We start from the raw sequence: 16,129 nt of genomic DNA on the forward strand, positions 1-16,129 counted from the left end.
TCGCTGGGCGCCCGCTTCCTGAAGTGCGGCGTCAGCCGCATGCCTCAGGCCGAGCTGACTTGGCCGGACGCTTACCTCAGTCCTGCGATCTTTCGACGGTAGAATGTGTTCAATGATTGAACGTGGTGGTTCGCCGGCAGATGCGACGAGCAGTGATGCGCATCTCGAACTGCTGAGCTTGATTGAGCAGCATCCCGAGTACTCGCAGCGGCGTTTGGCTGAGGCGATGGGCATCAGTCTTGGCAAGACTCACTATCTGCTGAGGGCGTTGTTCGAGAAGGGCCTGGTCAAAGCCGGGAACTTCCGCCGTAGTGGCAGCAAGTTGCGGTACGTCTATCTTCTCACGCCCGCAGGTATGAAACACCGCCTTCAACTGACACGCCAGTTCCTGTACCGCAAGGAGCAAGAGTTCGAGTTGCTGCGTTCACAGATCGCAAGCCTGCGAGCCTCGCTCGGCGACGACATTGCCGGATCGGTCCCCGACTCCCGCGCCTGATTCGCCCGAAGATTCCGACATGCCCAAGATCACACTCGCATCCGGTGCTCACTTTGAAGCCGCTTCGGCGGTCACGATACTGGACGCTGCCACGGCCGGCGGACTGGTGCTCGAGCACAGTTGCCGCACCGGGCGTTGTGGTACCTGCAAGGCAAAGTTGGCATCAGGTGATGCCGTGCTGCTCAAGGAGGCCACGGCGCTGTCACCTCAAGAGTCCGCTGCGGGCTGGATCCTGACCTGCGCGCATGGTGCAGCGAGCGATCTGTCGCTCGACATCGAGGACTTGGGTGTGCTCAATGGCATTGAGCCAAAGACTTACCCGGCCCGCCTGTCCATGCTGGAGCGGCTGGCGCCCGACGTGATCCGGGTGGTGCTGCGTCTGCCGCCGACTGCGAATTTCCGTTTCCTGCCTGGGCAATACGTCGACGTCATGGGACCTGCCAATGTGCGGCGCAGCTATTCGATTGCCAGCGCTGCGACGGTCCGGGGTCAGTTGGAACTCCAGATCCGGCAGGTCGAGCACGGCGAGTTCAGTGCCTATTGGTTCGGTGTCGCCAAAGCGAACGACCTGCTGAGGCTGTACGGGCCAAGGGGGACGTTCTTTCTCCGCCAGACGGCTGGTGTGGATTTGGTCTTGCTGGCAACGGGAACGGGCATCGCGCCGTTGTTGTCCATGCTGGCTCAGATCAAGGACATGCCCGAGTCAGAGCGGCCAGCTTCAGTGTCGCTGTATTGGGGTGGCCGCCGTCCGGAGGACCACTACCTCGATCCGCTGGCTGCATGGCCGGGCGTGCACTATGTGCCGGTGCTCTCGCGTGGGGATGCGCAATGGGGCGGGGCGCGGGGCCATGTGCAGGATGTGCTGTTGGCTGAAGTGACCGACATCCACAACATGGTGGTCTATGCCTGCGGGTCCGAGCAGATGATCCACGGCGCACAGCAAAAGCTGCTGGCCGCAGGGCTGGATGCCAAGAGGTTCTATTTCGATGCCTTCGTCAGTTCCAACTGAGCGGTGGGTGTTCTGAAGTCAGGAAGGCAAGAGAGCAAATGAAGGCAGTGATTCTGGCGGGTGGCCTGGGCACGCGGCTCAGCGAAGAGACGGCAACCCGTCCGAAGCCCATGGTCGAAATTGGTGGCAAGCCCATCCTGTGGCACATCATGAAGATGTACTCGCACCATGGCATCAACGAGTTCGTGATCTGCTGTGGCTACAAGGGCTACGTGATCAAGGAGTACTTTGCAAACTACTTCTTGCACATGTCGGACGTCACTTTCGACATGGCGCACAACAAGATGGAAGTGCACAGCAAGCGCGCCGAGCCCTGGAGCGTCACGCTGGTGGACACAGGTGAAGATTCGATGACCGGCGGCCGTTTGCGTCGCGTGGCAAAGTATGTCGAACAGGAGCGGGACTTCTGTTTCACCTATGGCGACGGTGTGGGTGACATCGACATTTCGGCCAGCATCGCTTTCCATCGCGCGCACGGCAAAGCAGCGACGCTCACTGCCACGTATCCACCGGGCCGCTTCGGCGCGCTGGACATCCAGAACGGCCAGGTGCGCAGCTTCAAGGAAAAGCCCAAGGGCGACGGCGCGCGCATCAATGGCGGCTTTTTCGTACTGACACCGAAGGTGCTCTCCCAGATCCAGGACGATGCTTCGGTCTGGGAGCAGGAGCCGTTGATGAATCTCGCTGCCGAGGGGGAGTTGATGGCTTTCGAGCACGAGGGCTTCTGGCAGCCGATGGACACGCTTCGTGACAAGCACCTGCTCGAAGAGCTTTGGGCTTCCGGCGGGGCGCCGTGGAAGAAGTGGGATTGAGCGCGATGACCGGCAATGTCGATCCTGTCTTCTGGCAGGGCAAGCGTGTTTTCCTGACTGGCCACACCGGCTTCAAAGGGGGCTGGCTGAGCCTGTGGCTGCAACGCTTGGGAGCTGAGGTGCAGGGTTATGCGCTAGCGCCCGAAGGCCCCTGCAACCTGTTCACGGAGGCGCGCGTTGCCGACGGCATGTCGAGTGTCTTTGCCGATGTACGCGACCTACCGGCACTGCTGGGCGCGATGGCCGCGTTCCGCCCTGACATCGTGATTCACATGGCTGCGCAACCACTGGTTCGCTTGTCCTATGCGCAGCCGGTCGAAACCTACGCGACCAACGTGATGGGCACCGTGCATCTGCTGGAAGCCGTGCGACAAACGCCTGGCGTGCGCGTGGTGGTCAACATCACAACCGACAAGTGCTACGAGAACAAGGAGTGGGTCTGGGGGTATCGCGAAGACGAGCCCATGGGCGGTCACGATCCGTACAGCAACAGCAAGGGTTGCGCGGAACTGGTTTCCAGCGCCTATCGTCGTTCGTTCTTCGTCCAGGGTGGCCCGGCTTTAGCCACTGCACGCGCTGGCAATGTCATCGGTGGTGGCGACTGGGCGACCGACCGCTTGCTGCCCGACATCCTGCGCGCCTTCGAGAAGGGCGAACCAGTGGTCATTCGCAACCCCCAATCCACGCGCCCCTGGCAGCATGTGCTGGAGCCGCTCTCCGGTTATCTGGTGCTGGCGCAATGCCTGTGGCGAGACGGTTCGGGCTTTGCCGACGGCTGGAACCTGGGTCCGCGTGACGAAGACGCGCGGCCGGTGCAATGGATCGTCGAGCGCTTGGTCGAGCAATGGGGCGACGGCGCCCGCTGGCAGCTTGACGGCGGCCAGCATCCGCACGAGGCCCATTTCCTCAAGCTCGACATTTCCAAGGCCCGTGCCCGGCTTGGTTGGCAGCCGCGCTGGAGCCTGGCCGAAGCCCTTGAACACATCGTGACCTGGCATCGCGCCTGGCTCGCGGGCGACGACGTCCGCGCCCTGTGCCTGCAGCAGATCGACCGCTACACCGCCACCGCCATCGCATCATGACCGAGACCCCTGTCCAGTTTCACAAGAAGACCCCTGACCAGTTGCGCGCCGAGATCGCAGCGCTGGTTCAGCAATATTCGGACATCGTGCACGCGCCACGTCCTTTCGTGCCAGGCGAGAGCGCCGTGCCGGTGTCAGGCAAGGTGATTGGTGCCGGTGAGCTGAAGATGATGGTGGATGCCAGCCTGGATGGCTGGCTGACCACGGGTCGCTTCAATGCGATGTTCGAAGAGCGCCTCGCGAAGTTCCTGGGCGTGAAACACCTGATCACGGTGAACTCCGGCTCCTCGGCCAACCTGGTCGCGTTTTCCACTCTCACTTCGCCACGTCTCGGGGACCGCGCGATCAAGCCGGGCGACGAGGTCATCGGTGTTGCTGCCGGCTTCCCGACGACCGTCAACCCGATCCTGCAGTTCGGCGCGGTGCCGGTGTTCGTCGACGTGGACCTGGCCACCCACAACATCGACGCCTCGAAGATCGAGGCTGCGATTTCGCCCAAGACCAAGGCCATCATGCTGGCTCACAGCCTGGGCAACCCGTTCAACCTCGAGGTCGTCACGGCGCTGTGCAAGAAGCATGGGCTTTGGCTGGTGGAGGACTGCTGCGACGCGCTGGGTGCGAAGTACAACGGCCAACTGGTTGGCACCTTCGGCGACATCGGCACGCTGAGCTTCTACCCCGCGCATCACATCACGATGGGTGAGGGGGGCGCCGTCTTCACCAACGACCCCGAACTGAAGTTGATCGCCGAGTCTTTCCGCGACTGGGGTCGTGACTGCTACTGCCCGCCCGGCAAGGACAACACCTGCAACAAGCGCTTCTGCTGGAAGCTGGGTGACCTGCCCGAGGGCTACGACCACAAGTACACCTACAGCCACCTGGGCTACAACCTGAAGATCAGCGACATGCAGGCTGCCTGCGCCCTGGCACAGATGGACCGCGTCGAGGACTTCATTGAGGCTCGCAAGGCGAACTTCAGGTACCTTAAGGGGCGCCTGCAATCGGTTGAGCAATACCTGCACCTGCCAGAGGCCACGCCGAACTCCGAGCCGTCGTGGTTCGGTTTCCCGTTGGTGCTGAAGGAGGATGCGGGGGTGAAGCGCACCGACCTGATCAATTTCCTCGACGAGAACAAGATCGCCACGCGCCTGCTGTTCGCCGGCAACCTCACGCGCCAGCCTTACATGATCGGCCGCAACTTCCGTGTCAGCGGAGAGTTGACCAATACCGACATCGTGATGAACCAGACCTTCTGGTTGGGCGTGTGGCCGGGACTCTCACGCGAGCAACTGGACTATGTGGTCGAAAAGCTCGAAGAGTTCTTCGGCGTCAACTTCTGATCACATCGGTGATGTCGAGAATCTTGATCACCGGGGCAAGTGGCTTCCTGGGCGGTGCCCTCGTGCGGTCTTGGGCACAACGGGGGCATGATGTGCATCTGCTAGTGCGGCCAGGCTCATCGCTGGCGCGCGTGAGTTCGGTGCGTGACTGCGTGACCGTGCATGTCGGGGCGACGCCTGACCAGGCAGCAGAGACCTTGAAGGCAGTTGCGCCTGACTCGGTTGTCCACACCGCATGCGCCTATGGCCGCGCTGGCGAGACGCCACGGCAGATCCTGGAAGCGAATGTCGGTTTCGGTGTTTCGCTGCTGCAGGCCATTTGCGAAGGCGAGCGCCACGTGACCTTCCTCAGCACCGGGAGTGTGCTCGGGCCGGAGGTGAGCTTGTACGCCCTGACAAAGCGGCAGTTTGCGGACTGGGGTGTGCAACTCGCGGCGCGCTCGCCGGAGTGCCTGCGCTTCGTCGACCTGAAACTGCAGCACATGTACGGCCCCGGCGACGACCGTTCCAAGTTCACAACGCATGTGTTGCACGCGCTGCATGAGGGTGTGCCCGAACTGAAGCTCACCGCGGGCGAGCAGCAACGCGACTTCATCCACATCGATGATGTTGTGAGTGCGTACGACACAGTGCTTGCCCACGTCGCAGCGCTGCCCACTTACGACATCATCGAGATCGGCTCTGGCGAAGCGCCGCGTGTGCGCGAGTTCGTTGAACTCGTGCAGCGACTCACGGGCTCGTCGACGCAACTTGCCTTCGGCGCGGTGCCGTACCGTGCCAATGAGGCGATGCGCTGCGTCGCCGATACCACTCGCCTTCGAGGGCTGGGCTGGCTCCCTGCGCACGACCTCGCTTCCGGCCTGCAAGACACCCTTCGCAAGGAATTCCAATCATGAAGCTACTCATCACCGGGGGCTGCGGTTTCCTCGGCAGCAACCTCGCCGCGCATGCGATCTCGCAGGGCATCGAGCTCTGCGTCTTCGACAGCCTCTATCGCCACGGCGCACAGGAAAACCTCGCGTGGTTGCGTTCACAGGGTGAATTCCGCTACGTGCACGGCGACATCCGCAACGCCAACGACGTCGAGCGCCTCGTGCGGGACTTCCAGCCGACGATGGTTTTCCATCTTGCCGGCCAGGTTGCGATGACGACGTCGATCGCCAACCCGCGCATGGACTTCGAGGTCAACGCCCTCGGCACCCTGAACTTGCTGGAGGCGGTGCGTCAGCACGCGCCGCAGGCTGGCGTCGTCTACTCGTCGACCAACAAGGTCTACGGTGACCTTGAACAGTTCGGCTATGAGGAGTTGCCCAAGCGCTTCCGCTGCGTTGAGCACCCAGAGGGCTTTGACGAGGCCGTGCAACTCGACTTCCACAGCCCCTATGGCTGCTCCAAGGGGTCGGCTGATCAGTACCTTCGCGACTACCACCGCATCTTCGGGCTCAAGACGGTCGTGTTCCGCCACTCGTCGATGTACGGCGGGCGCCAGTTCGCGACGGCCGACCAGGGCTGGGTGGGCTGGTTCTGCCAGATGGCAGCGGAAACGAAGCACGGCCTGCGCAAGGAGCCTTTCACGATTTCAGGCACCGGCAAGCAGGTGCGTGACGTGCTGCATGGCGAAGACATGATCCGCCTGTATTTTGGCGTCGCGGCAGGCATCGACCGCATCGCGGGCGAGGCGTTCAACGTTGGTGGCGGCTACGACAACAGCCTGTCGCTGCTCGAGCTTTTCGACTTGCTCGGCGAGTTCATCGGCCAGCCGCTGCGGTTCACGCATGGTCCGGCGCGCGAGAGCGACCAGCGTGTGTTCATTGCCGACATTGCACGCATCTCAGAGCGAATCGGCTGGCGCCCGCAGGTGAGCGCCCGCGATGGTGTGGCTCGCATGCTGGCCTGGGCCGAGACGCTGGTGCAGCGTTGACGGCGGACCGCAAGAACATCCTCATGCCTGCGGACATCGCGCGAGACGACGATTCATCCAATCGTCCGGTCCAGGAGCGGCGCCGGCCGTTGCGCGACGTCGTCCTCCTATGGGTTGCGCGCATGGTGTCCTCGGTCGCGACGATTGCCGTGTTGGCGGCTGCTGCACGAGCATTGCCGTTGGAGACCTTTGCCCAGTTCGCGCTGCTTGTCGGGCTGATTGCTTGGCTGCCTGTGCTCGACTTCGGTTTCGGCTCGGTGATGCAGAACCGCGTGGCTGAAAGCCTTGCACATGGCCGAGCGGTGGCCAGGGTCATTGGGTCGTGTCTGGTCGGTGCGACCGGCTTTGCTGCAGTGTCCGGCGTCGTTGTGGTCCTCGCACTCCTTGCCTACGGGTGGATCTCCGGTTCCTCAGGGCTGCTGCAACGTCCCGGCGTGCTCGCTTTCACCGTGGTCTGCCTGATGACGACGGCTGTGTCGATGACCGTGCACAAGGTGTATGCGGCGACCAATCGACTTGTCCTGTCCGCATTGGTTTCGGCTGTCCAGAACCTGCTCTCGCTTGCCATGCTTTGGCTGGCGTTGCGACTCTCTGGCGATGAAAGCCTGCTTGCTGCTTCGCTTGCCGGCTACTTCGTCCCTTACACCCTGGTCCCCCTTTTTGCGCTGCTGCTGGTGGTGCGTGAGGCGGGCTGGTCCCCGGGCGGGCTCGCGGACTGGTTTGAATCGCGGTTGTTCAAGGATGCGCTGCAGTTCTGGTTTGTCCTGCTGCTGTCGCTCACCGTCATTCAGTTCGACCAGTTCATCGCCTTTACCTATTTGCCGCCGACTGACTTTGCACAGTACACCGTCGCTACCAAGCTGGTCAGCTTCCTGTACTTTCCATATTCGGCGCTTCTCACCGCCAACTGGAGCCGAGTTTCCGTGGCGCACGCGCAGCAGGATGCTGCCCAGGTCATGGCAATCGTTCGGTCGAGTTTCCTGATCGGGGTGGGGTATGTGGCCGTTGCACTGCCCGTCCTGCTCTTGTGCGCGGAACACTTTTCATCGTTGCTACCGCAAGGTGTCAGCCACATCGAACTCGGAATGCTGCTGGGTGTCGGCCTTGTGGCGCTCAACAAGGTCTGGACGGAGTCATATGCGCTGGTCTACCTCGCGACCGGCAACACACGGATCATTGCGTCCTACCTGCCCATTCAAGCCGGACTTGCCGTCGGTTTGCAGTTCGTGCTGGTGCGCTACCTGGATGCCTACGGACTGATGCTCGGGGGCGCGCTGTCCTACTTCGCGACCTCGCACTGGATCCTCTTTCTCCGTCGCCGCGACGTCTTCAGCCAGTATGCGCCCGCCGTCTCGCGAACCACTCTGCCCGCCCAAGTCTCATGAGCCCGCTGCTGACCATCGCCATTCCGACCTACAACCGGGCCGACTGCCTGCGCGTGCTCATCGACCGACTGTCCGAGGAGTTTGCACAAGTTCCCAACTGGGCTTCGCGCGTGGAGCTCGTCGTTGTCAACAATGCCTCGACGGACGGAACGCATGACTATCTGGAAGAACTCAAGTCGCGCTTGAACTGCAGGATCTTCCACAATGCCGAGAACCTCGGCATGGACGGCAACTTCATTCGCTGTTTCGAGGTTGCCACGGGCCGGTGGCTCTGGCTTTGCAGTGACGATGACCTGCCGATGTTGGGCACAATCCCGATGATCCTGGATGCCGTGCAGGGACCGGGTGTTGATTGCGGACTGCTCTACTTGCCTACTCGTTTCCATGTTGGAGATCTGGACGGGAATCGCGAACAGACCGAGCTGCAGACTTTGCAGATCGAGGGGCCCCAGCAGTTCGCTGCACGCGTCAACGGCCTCTTCACGTTCATCACCTGCATCATCGCCGACCGGCAGGCCTTCCTGGCCGCGGTGCCCCAGCCTGATCTGAAGACGTTGAAGGGATCGTTTTTTTCCTTCTTCGAGTGGCAGCTCGAACTGCTCAAGCGAGCAGGCCGCTTTGGCTACTTTCCGCGCCCGGTGATGCTCGCGCGGGCTGAAAACAGCCGTGGCTACGATTTCGCGAAGGTATTTACCCAGCGCTTCTACGACGCCTGCAAGGTGAAGCTTGCCGACCGGCCGGACCTGCTGCAGTTGATCGTGGATGGCATGCGCTACCGGCATTTGCCCAACCTGTTCTACAAGACGCGTGTCGGCCGGAACGGCAAGTTCGCATTCGACTCGGCCAAGGCTCGCGCGGACTATGTCGAAGCCTATGGGGCCGGGCCGTTTTATTTCCTCGTGATGTATCCGGTGTTTGTGCTGCCGTTGGCGTTTGTCAAGGCAGCGCTGTTCCTCGGCCGTGTGTGGGGCAAGGCATGGATCGAGTGGTCTACGCGCGGCGCTGCACTGCGTTGAGCGCGCATTTGCGAAGCACCCATGGATAGCAAAACAATTTCTGGAGTGAGTTGGTGAGCCTTTTGAGCGTTCTAGCCCCTCGTTTTTCCAAGCGCCGGCTGGCGCTGTCGATCCTGCGAGACTTTCGCTACCGGCCGAGCTCGATCGTCGGTCGGTTGGCAGGCGTCAATTTCGCCAACGACCGCACCTGCGGTGCGTTGAGCATCCATTGCAATGTTTGCGGCACGCAAGGCCGCATGTCCTACGATTTCCCCGACGTGAACATCCGGCGCGAGCACGGCATCGGCCTGCTGCGCGAGACGCTGCGTTGCCGCGCGTGCGCGGCGACGATGCGGGATCGGCAGATCGCCCACGGGCTGCTGCAGGTGGTTCGCGAGCGCTTCGGTCAGGATGCGACCGACCTCGCCGCTTATCGCCGCCAACCGGCCGGCACCTTGCGCATCCTCGACTCGGATTCCTTCAGCCCAATCAACCGCGTGCTGCGCGGCTTGCCCGGCTATGTTCACTCGCAATTCGTGCCGGGACTTGACAACGGCAGTGCGCTGCCGGACGGTTCGGTGGTGGTGGACCTGGAGCGCATCCCGTTTCCCGACGCATCCTTCGACGTGATCCTGAGTTCGGACGTGATGGAGCATGTCGCCGACGACACGACCGCTCACAGGCAGATCTTCCGCTGCCTCGCGCCGCGCGGGGCCTATGTTTTCACGATCCCGTACGACCCGAGCATGCAGGGCAACCGCACGCTGACCGTGCGCACGGGCCAGCCGGGGGCTATGTCGCACCTGTTCCTGGACCGGCATGTGCATGGCGACCCGCATTCCGACGGCGGCATCGTCGCGCACCGCATCTACGGCCGGCAACTCCTTGACGAGCTCGCGGCGATGGGGTTCGACCCGGCGTTCCTGGTGGTGGACGAGCCGGGCAACGGCATCTACGGTGGCGACCTGTTTGTCGCTCGCAAGGCGGGTTGATCCATGAACATCCTCATCACCGGTGGCGCCGGCTTCATCGGTTCCAACCTCGCCCTGCGGCTGTTGCGCGACGGGCACGCCGTTACGGTCCTCGACAACCTTTCGCCGCAGATCCACGGCAGCGATCCAGACAGCTCGTCCCCGCTCTACGCGAGCATCCGCGGCCGCGTGCGCTTTGTCCGCGGTGACGTGTGCGATGCGGCTGTGTGGCCGCTGTGCCTGCCGGACCAGCACGCGGTGGTCAACCTCGCAGCGGAGACCGGCACCGGTCAGTCGATGTATGAGATCCATCGCTATGCCGAGGTCAATGTAGGTGGCACGGCACGCATGCTGGACTGGCTGGCGAACCATCCTCACTCGGTGAAGCGAATGGTCGTCGCGTCGTCGCGGGCCATCTACGGCGAAGGCAAGTACCGCGATGAGGACGGCAATGTCGTATATCCCAGCGCACGCCGCGAGGCTGACATGCGGGTCGGCCGTTTCGATCCGCTGTGTCTGCGCACCGGTCGGCCGCTGCGACTGCAGGCGACGGACGAGGACTCGAAGATCCATCCGAGTTCCGTCTATGGCATCACCAAGCAGAACCAGGAGCAGATGACGCTGACCGTCTGCCCCACGCTGGGCATCGAGCCTGTCGCGATGCGCTACCAGAACGTGTACGGGCCGGGGCAGTCGCTCAAGAACCCGTACACCGGCATCTTGTCGATCTTCTCGACCCGTATCCTGAATGGCAATGCCATCCAGGTCTTCGAGGACGGCCTGGAGAGCCGCGACTTCGTCTACATCGATGACGTCGTCGAGGCTACCTGTCTGGCGCTGACGCGCGCGGAGGCGGCCGGGGAGGTGTTCGGCATCGGTTCTGGCGTGGCCACGGACGTGCTGACCGTGGCGCGCTCGCTCGTCGCCTGCTATGGCGCGAAGGTCGATGTGACCGTGACCGGCGCGTTCCGCCTTGGCGACATCCGGCACAACTTCGCCGACCTTGGCAAGTCTCGCCGGCTGCTGGGTTTCGAGCCGCGCCACGATTTCCAGTCCGGGTTGCGTCGTTTCGCCGACTGGGTCATGCGGCAGGAGGTTGCCGAGGACACCTACGAACGTAGCATCCGCGAAATGCAAGAGAAGGGTCTGTTCAAGTCATGAGCCAGGCCTCGCGCATTGCCCTCGTTACCGTGCTTTTCAATTGCGAGAAGCACCTGCCACTGTTCTTCGAATGCATGGGCCGCCAGACTGACCATGATTTCGTGGTGGTCGTCATAGACAACGCCTCTCACGACGCGTCACTTGGGCGTGCACGCGAACTGGCGCAGACCCATGGCGTGCCTTGCGAATTCATCGCCAATGACGGCAATCTGGGCATCGCTGTCGGCAACAACCAGGGCATTGAGCGCGCACGCGAACTGGGTTTGCAGCATGTCGTGCTGATCAACAACGACATTGGCTGCGACGACGACCTGATCGCCCGCATCCGCGAAAGCGCGATTGCCAAGGGCCTGCCAGCCTGGACCTGCCTTGCCTGGCACGGAGACAGCCAGGAGCGATGGTTCGGCGGTGGCCGCCTCAGCTGGTGGCTCGCGCGGGGCATCCACGACGACCAGGCGACGAGCGAGCAGATCACCGCGCCGGTGCGCATCACGTACGCTCCTACCTGCCTCATGTATGTGCACATGCGGGTGTTCGATCGCGTCGGCCCGATGGACGCGCGCTACTTCGTCTACTACGACGACACCGACTTCTGCAAGCGCATGATGGATGCCGACATCGCGCTGACCTACGACCCGACGGTTTCGTTCCGCCACTACGTTGGTGGCTCCAGCGGTGGAGAGCTGAGTCCGTTTTTCCTGCGCATCAGCACGCGCAACAAGTTCCTGTACATCCGCAAGCATTACGCACGCCCGCAGCGCTGGCTGGTGGGTGGGGTGGCGTTGCTCTCCAAACTCTCCCAACTTGCGAGTTCGCGCCGTCGAGGGCCGACCTGGGCCGGCATCATGGAAGCATTGCGGGGCCAGGAAGGCTGACGTCATGATCGAAGGCCTGCTCTTTGCACATGTCGTGGCGTTGATTGCGGTCTATCGCTTGCTGAGTGGCAGGATCGGACGCGTCCTGGCGTTGACCTGGCTGTCGTACATGACCATCTTCACCGTTCTCAAGCCGGTGCTGCTGTACTACTACGACTTGTACTACCCCTATTCGACCAACGATGCCGGGGCAGTGGAGTCGTTGCTGGCTGGCTCGCTGATGTTCCTGGGGGTGCTCTGGGTCGCAGTGAGGTTCTTCGGCGATCGTGCCCCGCCGGCCCTGGCCATGCGCATCTACGATTTCGACGGCATCAGCATACGAGGTGTGGTCGGCGCCTTCCTGGTGCTGATGCTGGTGTCATTCGGCGGAAGCACGCTGAAGTTCAACTCGCCGACCTACATGTTCTCGCTCGTCGACGCCTTTGAGGCATCGATGAACCTGGCCAACGGCTCCTGGTATCTCAACTACATCGCGGAGATCCTGTTTTACGGCCTGCTGATGGTCGTGGCTTGCAGCTACTGGCGCTTCAAGATGACGAAGTCGCTCGCGATTGTCCTGGGCACGATCTTGTTGACCTACTTCTGGACGAAGATGTCATCGCGCACCGGCGCGCTGGTTGTGATCGTCGGCTGGATGTCGTGTTACTTCAGCGTTGAGCGCCAGCGCCGGATCAACATCTTCTGGCTCGGAGTCGCGGGCTACTTGATGCTGATCCTGTTGTATGTGGGCAATTTGGTACGCACGGGCAATGCAGGCAATCTCAGCCTGGATACGGCGATCTTTGGGGCGGTATTTGCGGCAGCCTCAGATCTGTCCCCGGTGGACAACGCGACCTTGATGTACTCGGAGATGTGGCAGCACGATCCGACTTGGTTCCTCTACCTGCTTGGATCTATCACGCCGACCGTGCTGCTCCCTTCGAGCCTGTTTCCGTTCAAGATCCCGGCGGACAAAGACGCGGAACTCACCCGCATCTTCTTTCCAGGCGGGGCCGACACCGCGTTCTATCACGAGGGCTCCACGCTCACATTCACGGTTCCGGCGACTGGCTATGCAGACGCGGGTTATCTCGGCGTGTTCGTCGCTTGCGTGCTCTACGCGATGATCATGTGTTGGTACATCTGGCTCTTCCGCAATGGCAGCCGTTCCACGCGTTTTCTTGCTGGCTACTTGATCGTCGTGCATACAGTGGGATATCGGCTGTCGATTGAGACGCTGCTGGTCGCCTTCTACAGTTCGATGATGTTCTTCGTTTTCACGCGTCGCTTGGCGTTGTTCTTTGGTTCTTGGTCCGCGGCCGTGCAACCTGCGCCGCGCCGCATCGATCTTGCATAACTTGCACTCCATGAACCTGTTGCAGTTGGCGCATCGTCTGCCTTGGCCCCCGATCGACGGCGGAAAGAAAGGCACCCTTGGATTTGTCGATGGCTACCGTCGTCATCCTGAAGTCTCGCGCCATGCGCTACTGTGCATGTGCCCGCAGGAGGAAGCCACGTGGGCGGCGGAGTGGAAGCCGCAGGGCACCGAATTGCATGTCGACCTCATGGACGCCCGCAACAGCATCCCGCGCGTTCTGGCGAATACGGTCTTCTCGCGCAAGCCGTTCAACATGGCCAAGTATGAGCGCCGCAGCTTCGAGCAGAGGTTGCACGAGGCCCTGGTCCGTATCCGGCCCGATGTGGTCCACTTCGACAGCCTGCATACCACCAGCTATGCCTCTTTGGTCCGTGCGCAGGCGCCGCAGGCGCTGCGGGTGCTGCGGTGCCACAACGCCGAGCACGTGATCCTGCAGCGCCTGGCGGATTCGGAGACGCAGCCGATGAAGAAGGCGTTGATCGGTCTGCAGGCGCGCCGGCTCCATGCCTACGAAGCCGCGGCACTTGACGCGTTCGACTTGATCCTCGCGATCACTGAGGCCGATGCGGCTCGCTTTCGCGCCATGAACCCACGTGTCGATGCCCGCATGATCGTCGTGCCCGCGGGTGCCGACCTGCCGGATGAGCTTCCGCCCGCACCGGCCGAGGGCGGCCTGATTCGGCTGCTGCATGTCGCAGCGATGGACTGGCTGCCCAACCAGGCGGGGCTGCGCTGGTTGATCATAGAGGTGCTGCCTTTGCTGGATGCGGCCGGCCTCAATTACCACCTGGACATCGTCGGCAAGAACATGCCTGAGGAGTTCAGGTCGTACACAGGGGCGCGCGTGACGGTCCACGGTTTCGTGCAGGACCTCGCGCCGATCACGTCGCGCGCGCATGTGGCCTTGGTGCCACTTCAGGTTGGCGGCGGCATGCGCGTGAAAATCCTCGACTATTGGGCGATGGGCGTCCCCGTCGTTGCGACGCCGGTGGGTGCGGAAGGTCTCGCCGACGGCGCCGAGCCGGCGGTGAGTGTGGCGGCGAGCCCCGCAGGGTTCGCGGGCGCGATTCTCAACCTGGCGCAGTCAAGCGACGAGCGTGCATGTTTGCGCGCCTCGGCCTTTCGCAAGGTCAGCGAGAGCTACGGCTGGCCGGGCATCGTCGACGGACTCGTCGCGCGCTATCGAGCCTTGCTGGCCGCGCGGCCCGAGGTGGCTGTCGAATGAGCGCGGATGGTGATCTGAAGCGTGTGCTGCTGGTCTGCACGCGCGAGATTCCCCGCGAGGCTGAGAGTGGTCGCGAACGTACGATGGCCTTCATCCTTCAAAGCCTAGAGGCAGGCGGCGAGGTCAAGCAACTCCGGCTCCACTCGGCGCTCGAGCGCCGTTCTGCCGGACGCATCATGCGTTTGCTCGCTGCGGCAGCGTGGGGTGTGCTCACGCTGCGGCCCATCCCGCTGCAGGCGCTGCTGTTCCACGCTGGAGGCAGCGAGCGCGAACTCGATGCACTCGTAGCGCACCTGCGTCCGGAGACCGTTGTCTTCGACGGCGTCCGTTCGGGACAGATGGCGCTGGGCTTGCGTGCGCGCTTCCCCTCGCTGCGCATTGTCTGTGACTTCGACGACCTGATGTCGCGCCGCATGGAGGTGCTCGCGCGCACTGGACAGCCGATTTCGATGGGCTACCTGCGCAAAATGGTGCCGGCCTGGGTACAGCGCTGCGTGCTGGACGGCCTGTTTGCGCGCCTCATCCTCTCCTACGAGCATCGCGCCTTGCGAGCCGCGGAGGGCCGAATCGGACGGGCGTGCGACGACACAGTGTTGGTCTCTTCGGTTGACGCCGGCCATCTGCGCTCGCTGAGTCCCGGCGTGCGGGTGAGCGTGGTGCCACCTTACATGGGCGCGCACGCGCCGTTCCGGCCTCTGGTCGCAGTGGAGCGCTTTGTGTTCATCGGCGGTGACAGTCTTCTGCAGAATCGCCAGGCGATCGAATTCCTCGTCTCGCTTTGGGCGCGCGCACGGCCAGCGACGCCGCTGCATATCTTCGGCAAGCAGGGCAGAATCTACCCCGAAGTACCGGGCGTTGTCTTCCGCGGCTTTGTCGCCGATGTGGCCGACGCATACCTGCCGGGCAGCGTGCTGCTCGCGCCCTCGTTCCTGAGCGGCGGGGTCAAAACCAAGGTGCTGGAGGCGATGTCGTATGGCATCGTCCCGCTCGGCACCGAGGTGACTTTCGAAGGCATCGAGGCCGATTTTGACGGCCTTACTGGCGGGCCGGCGCAGATTGAAGAGTGGGTGTGCGACCCTGCGCGCTACGTCGGGGGCTGGGCTGAGCGCGGGGCCGCAGCGATCGGGCAGGCGGCCTGCAACCACGCCGAGGCACGCCTAGGCAAGCGCTGGCGCACCATCGTCTGGCCCAACAACTGAGCGGGGCCGACTGCGTTCAGCCTAAATCCGGCAGTTGCCATCCCCTGATCGCCCGGTAAGCCAGCACTGGCGTGGGTATTGGCGGTCTTGGCACACTCACCCGATGGGTGAAGCAAGACGCAAGGCGTTGTTGGCGCGGCGAGGGGCGGGCGAGGAGCCGGCCGAGCCGCAGGTCGTGGACATGTTAGGCGGGCGCATGCACGTTCGCTGGGACACCGGCGCGGCGTAAGCGTCCGGCCAAGTCACATTGAATTGGCGTAGCCGGACAAGGATGCTTGTGTCCACGAACAAATGCGTGGAC

The 16,129-nt window shown here is 62.8% G+C and carries 15 protein-coding genes; all 15 read left to right on the forward strand.

Going from position 1 to position 16,129, the window contains the following annotated elements; genetic code table 11:
• Positions 1-112 precede the first annotated feature (112 nt).
• From AC3WR5_RS33115 to AC3WR5_RS33185, 15 genes are read left to right on the forward strand one after another with little or no spacing between them, the layout of a single operon-like run.
• The gene (locus tag AC3WR5_RS33115) at positions 113-496 is read left to right on the forward strand and encodes a MarR family EPS-associated transcriptional regulator (RefSeq protein WP_492490045.1); all 384 of its coding nucleotides are present in this window, start codon (positions 113-115) and stop codon (positions 494-496) included.
• A 19-nt stretch (positions 497-515) separates the two neighbouring features.
• Positions 516-1,505 (forward strand): FAD-binding oxidoreductase, encoded by a 990-nt coding sequence (locus tag AC3WR5_RS33120; protein ID WP_492490046.1) that lies wholly within the window; start codon positions 516-518, stop codon positions 1,503-1,505.
• A 38-nt stretch (positions 1,506-1,543) separates the two neighbouring features.
• Positions 1,544-2,317: a glucose-1-phosphate cytidylyltransferase gene (rfbF, locus tag AC3WR5_RS33125; protein WP_492490047.1), complete on the forward strand. Its 774-nt coding sequence runs from the start codon at positions 1,544-1,546 to the stop codon at positions 2,315-2,317.
• 5 nt (positions 2,318-2,322) lie between these two features.
• Complete coding sequence (gene rfbG, locus AC3WR5_RS33130) at positions 2,323-3,399, forward strand: CDP-glucose 4,6-dehydratase (RefSeq protein ID WP_492490059.1); 1,077 nt, start codon at positions 2,323-2,325, stop codon at positions 3,397-3,399.
• Positions 3,396-4,739, forward strand: a complete 1,344-nt coding sequence (gene rfbH, locus AC3WR5_RS33135) for a lipopolysaccharide biosynthesis protein RfbH (RefSeq protein WP_492490048.1) — start codon at positions 3,396-3,398, stop codon at positions 4,737-4,739. Before rfbG ends, rfbH begins: the two co-directional genes overlap by 4 nt.
• Before the next feature lie 11 nt (positions 4,740-4,750).
• Entirely contained in the window at positions 4,751-5,635 is an 885-nt protein-coding gene (locus tag AC3WR5_RS33140) for an NAD-dependent epimerase/dehydratase family protein (protein WP_492490049.1), read from the forward strand.
• A complete protein-coding gene (locus AC3WR5_RS33145) occupies positions 5,632-6,660 on the forward strand; it encodes a GDP-mannose 4,6-dehydratase (RefSeq protein WP_492490050.1) in 1,029 nt (342 codons plus the stop codon). The genes AC3WR5_RS33140 and AC3WR5_RS33145 overlap by 4 nt, the downstream gene beginning before the upstream one ends.
• Positions 6,657-8,045 carry an MATE family efflux transporter gene (locus tag AC3WR5_RS33150; protein ID WP_492490051.1) on the forward strand — a complete coding sequence of 463 codons (1,389 nt, stop codon included), beginning with the start codon at positions 6,657-6,659 and terminating at the stop codon, positions 8,043-8,045. The genes AC3WR5_RS33145 and AC3WR5_RS33150 overlap by 4 nt, the downstream gene beginning before the upstream one ends.
• Positions 8,042-9,061 carry a glycosyltransferase family 2 protein gene (locus tag AC3WR5_RS33155; protein ID WP_492490052.1) on the forward strand — a complete coding sequence of 340 codons (1,020 nt, stop codon included), beginning with the start codon at positions 8,042-8,044 and terminating at the stop codon, positions 9,059-9,061. The genes AC3WR5_RS33150 and AC3WR5_RS33155 overlap by 4 nt, the downstream gene beginning before the upstream one ends.
• 53 nt (positions 9,062-9,114) lie before the next feature.
• Entirely contained in the window at positions 9,115-10,032 is a 918-nt protein-coding gene (locus AC3WR5_RS33160) for a class I SAM-dependent methyltransferase (RefSeq protein WP_492490053.1), read from the forward strand.
• A 3-nt stretch (positions 10,033-10,035) separates the two neighbouring features.
• Entirely contained in the window at positions 10,036-11,172 is a 1,137-nt protein-coding gene (locus AC3WR5_RS33165) for an NAD-dependent epimerase/dehydratase family protein (RefSeq protein WP_492490054.1), read from the forward strand.
• Complete coding sequence (locus AC3WR5_RS33170; protein ID WP_492490055.1) at positions 11,169-12,047, forward strand: glycosyltransferase family 2 protein; 879 nt, start codon at positions 11,169-11,171, stop codon at positions 12,045-12,047. Before AC3WR5_RS33165 ends, AC3WR5_RS33170 begins: the two co-directional genes overlap by 4 nt.
• Positions 12,048-12,051: 4 nt before the next feature.
• Entirely contained in the window at positions 12,052-13,383 is a 1,332-nt protein-coding gene (locus tag AC3WR5_RS33175; protein ID WP_492490056.1) for a hypothetical protein, read from the forward strand.
• Positions 13,384-13,393: 10 nt separating this feature from the next.
• Positions 13,394-14,629, forward strand: a complete 1,236-nt coding sequence (locus AC3WR5_RS33180) for a glycosyltransferase family 4 protein (RefSeq protein WP_492490057.1) — start codon at positions 13,394-13,396, stop codon at positions 14,627-14,629.
• Positions 14,626-15,828 carry a glycosyltransferase family 4 protein gene (locus AC3WR5_RS33185; protein WP_492490058.1) on the forward strand — a complete coding sequence of 401 codons (1,203 nt, stop codon included), beginning with the start codon at positions 14,626-14,628 and terminating at the stop codon, positions 15,826-15,828. The genes AC3WR5_RS33180 and AC3WR5_RS33185 overlap by 4 nt, the downstream gene beginning before the upstream one ends.
• The last annotated feature ends 301 nt before the right edge of the window (positions 15,829-16,129 follow it).

The sequence above is a fragment of the Ideonella sp. FW305-24 genome (assembly GCF_058788035.1).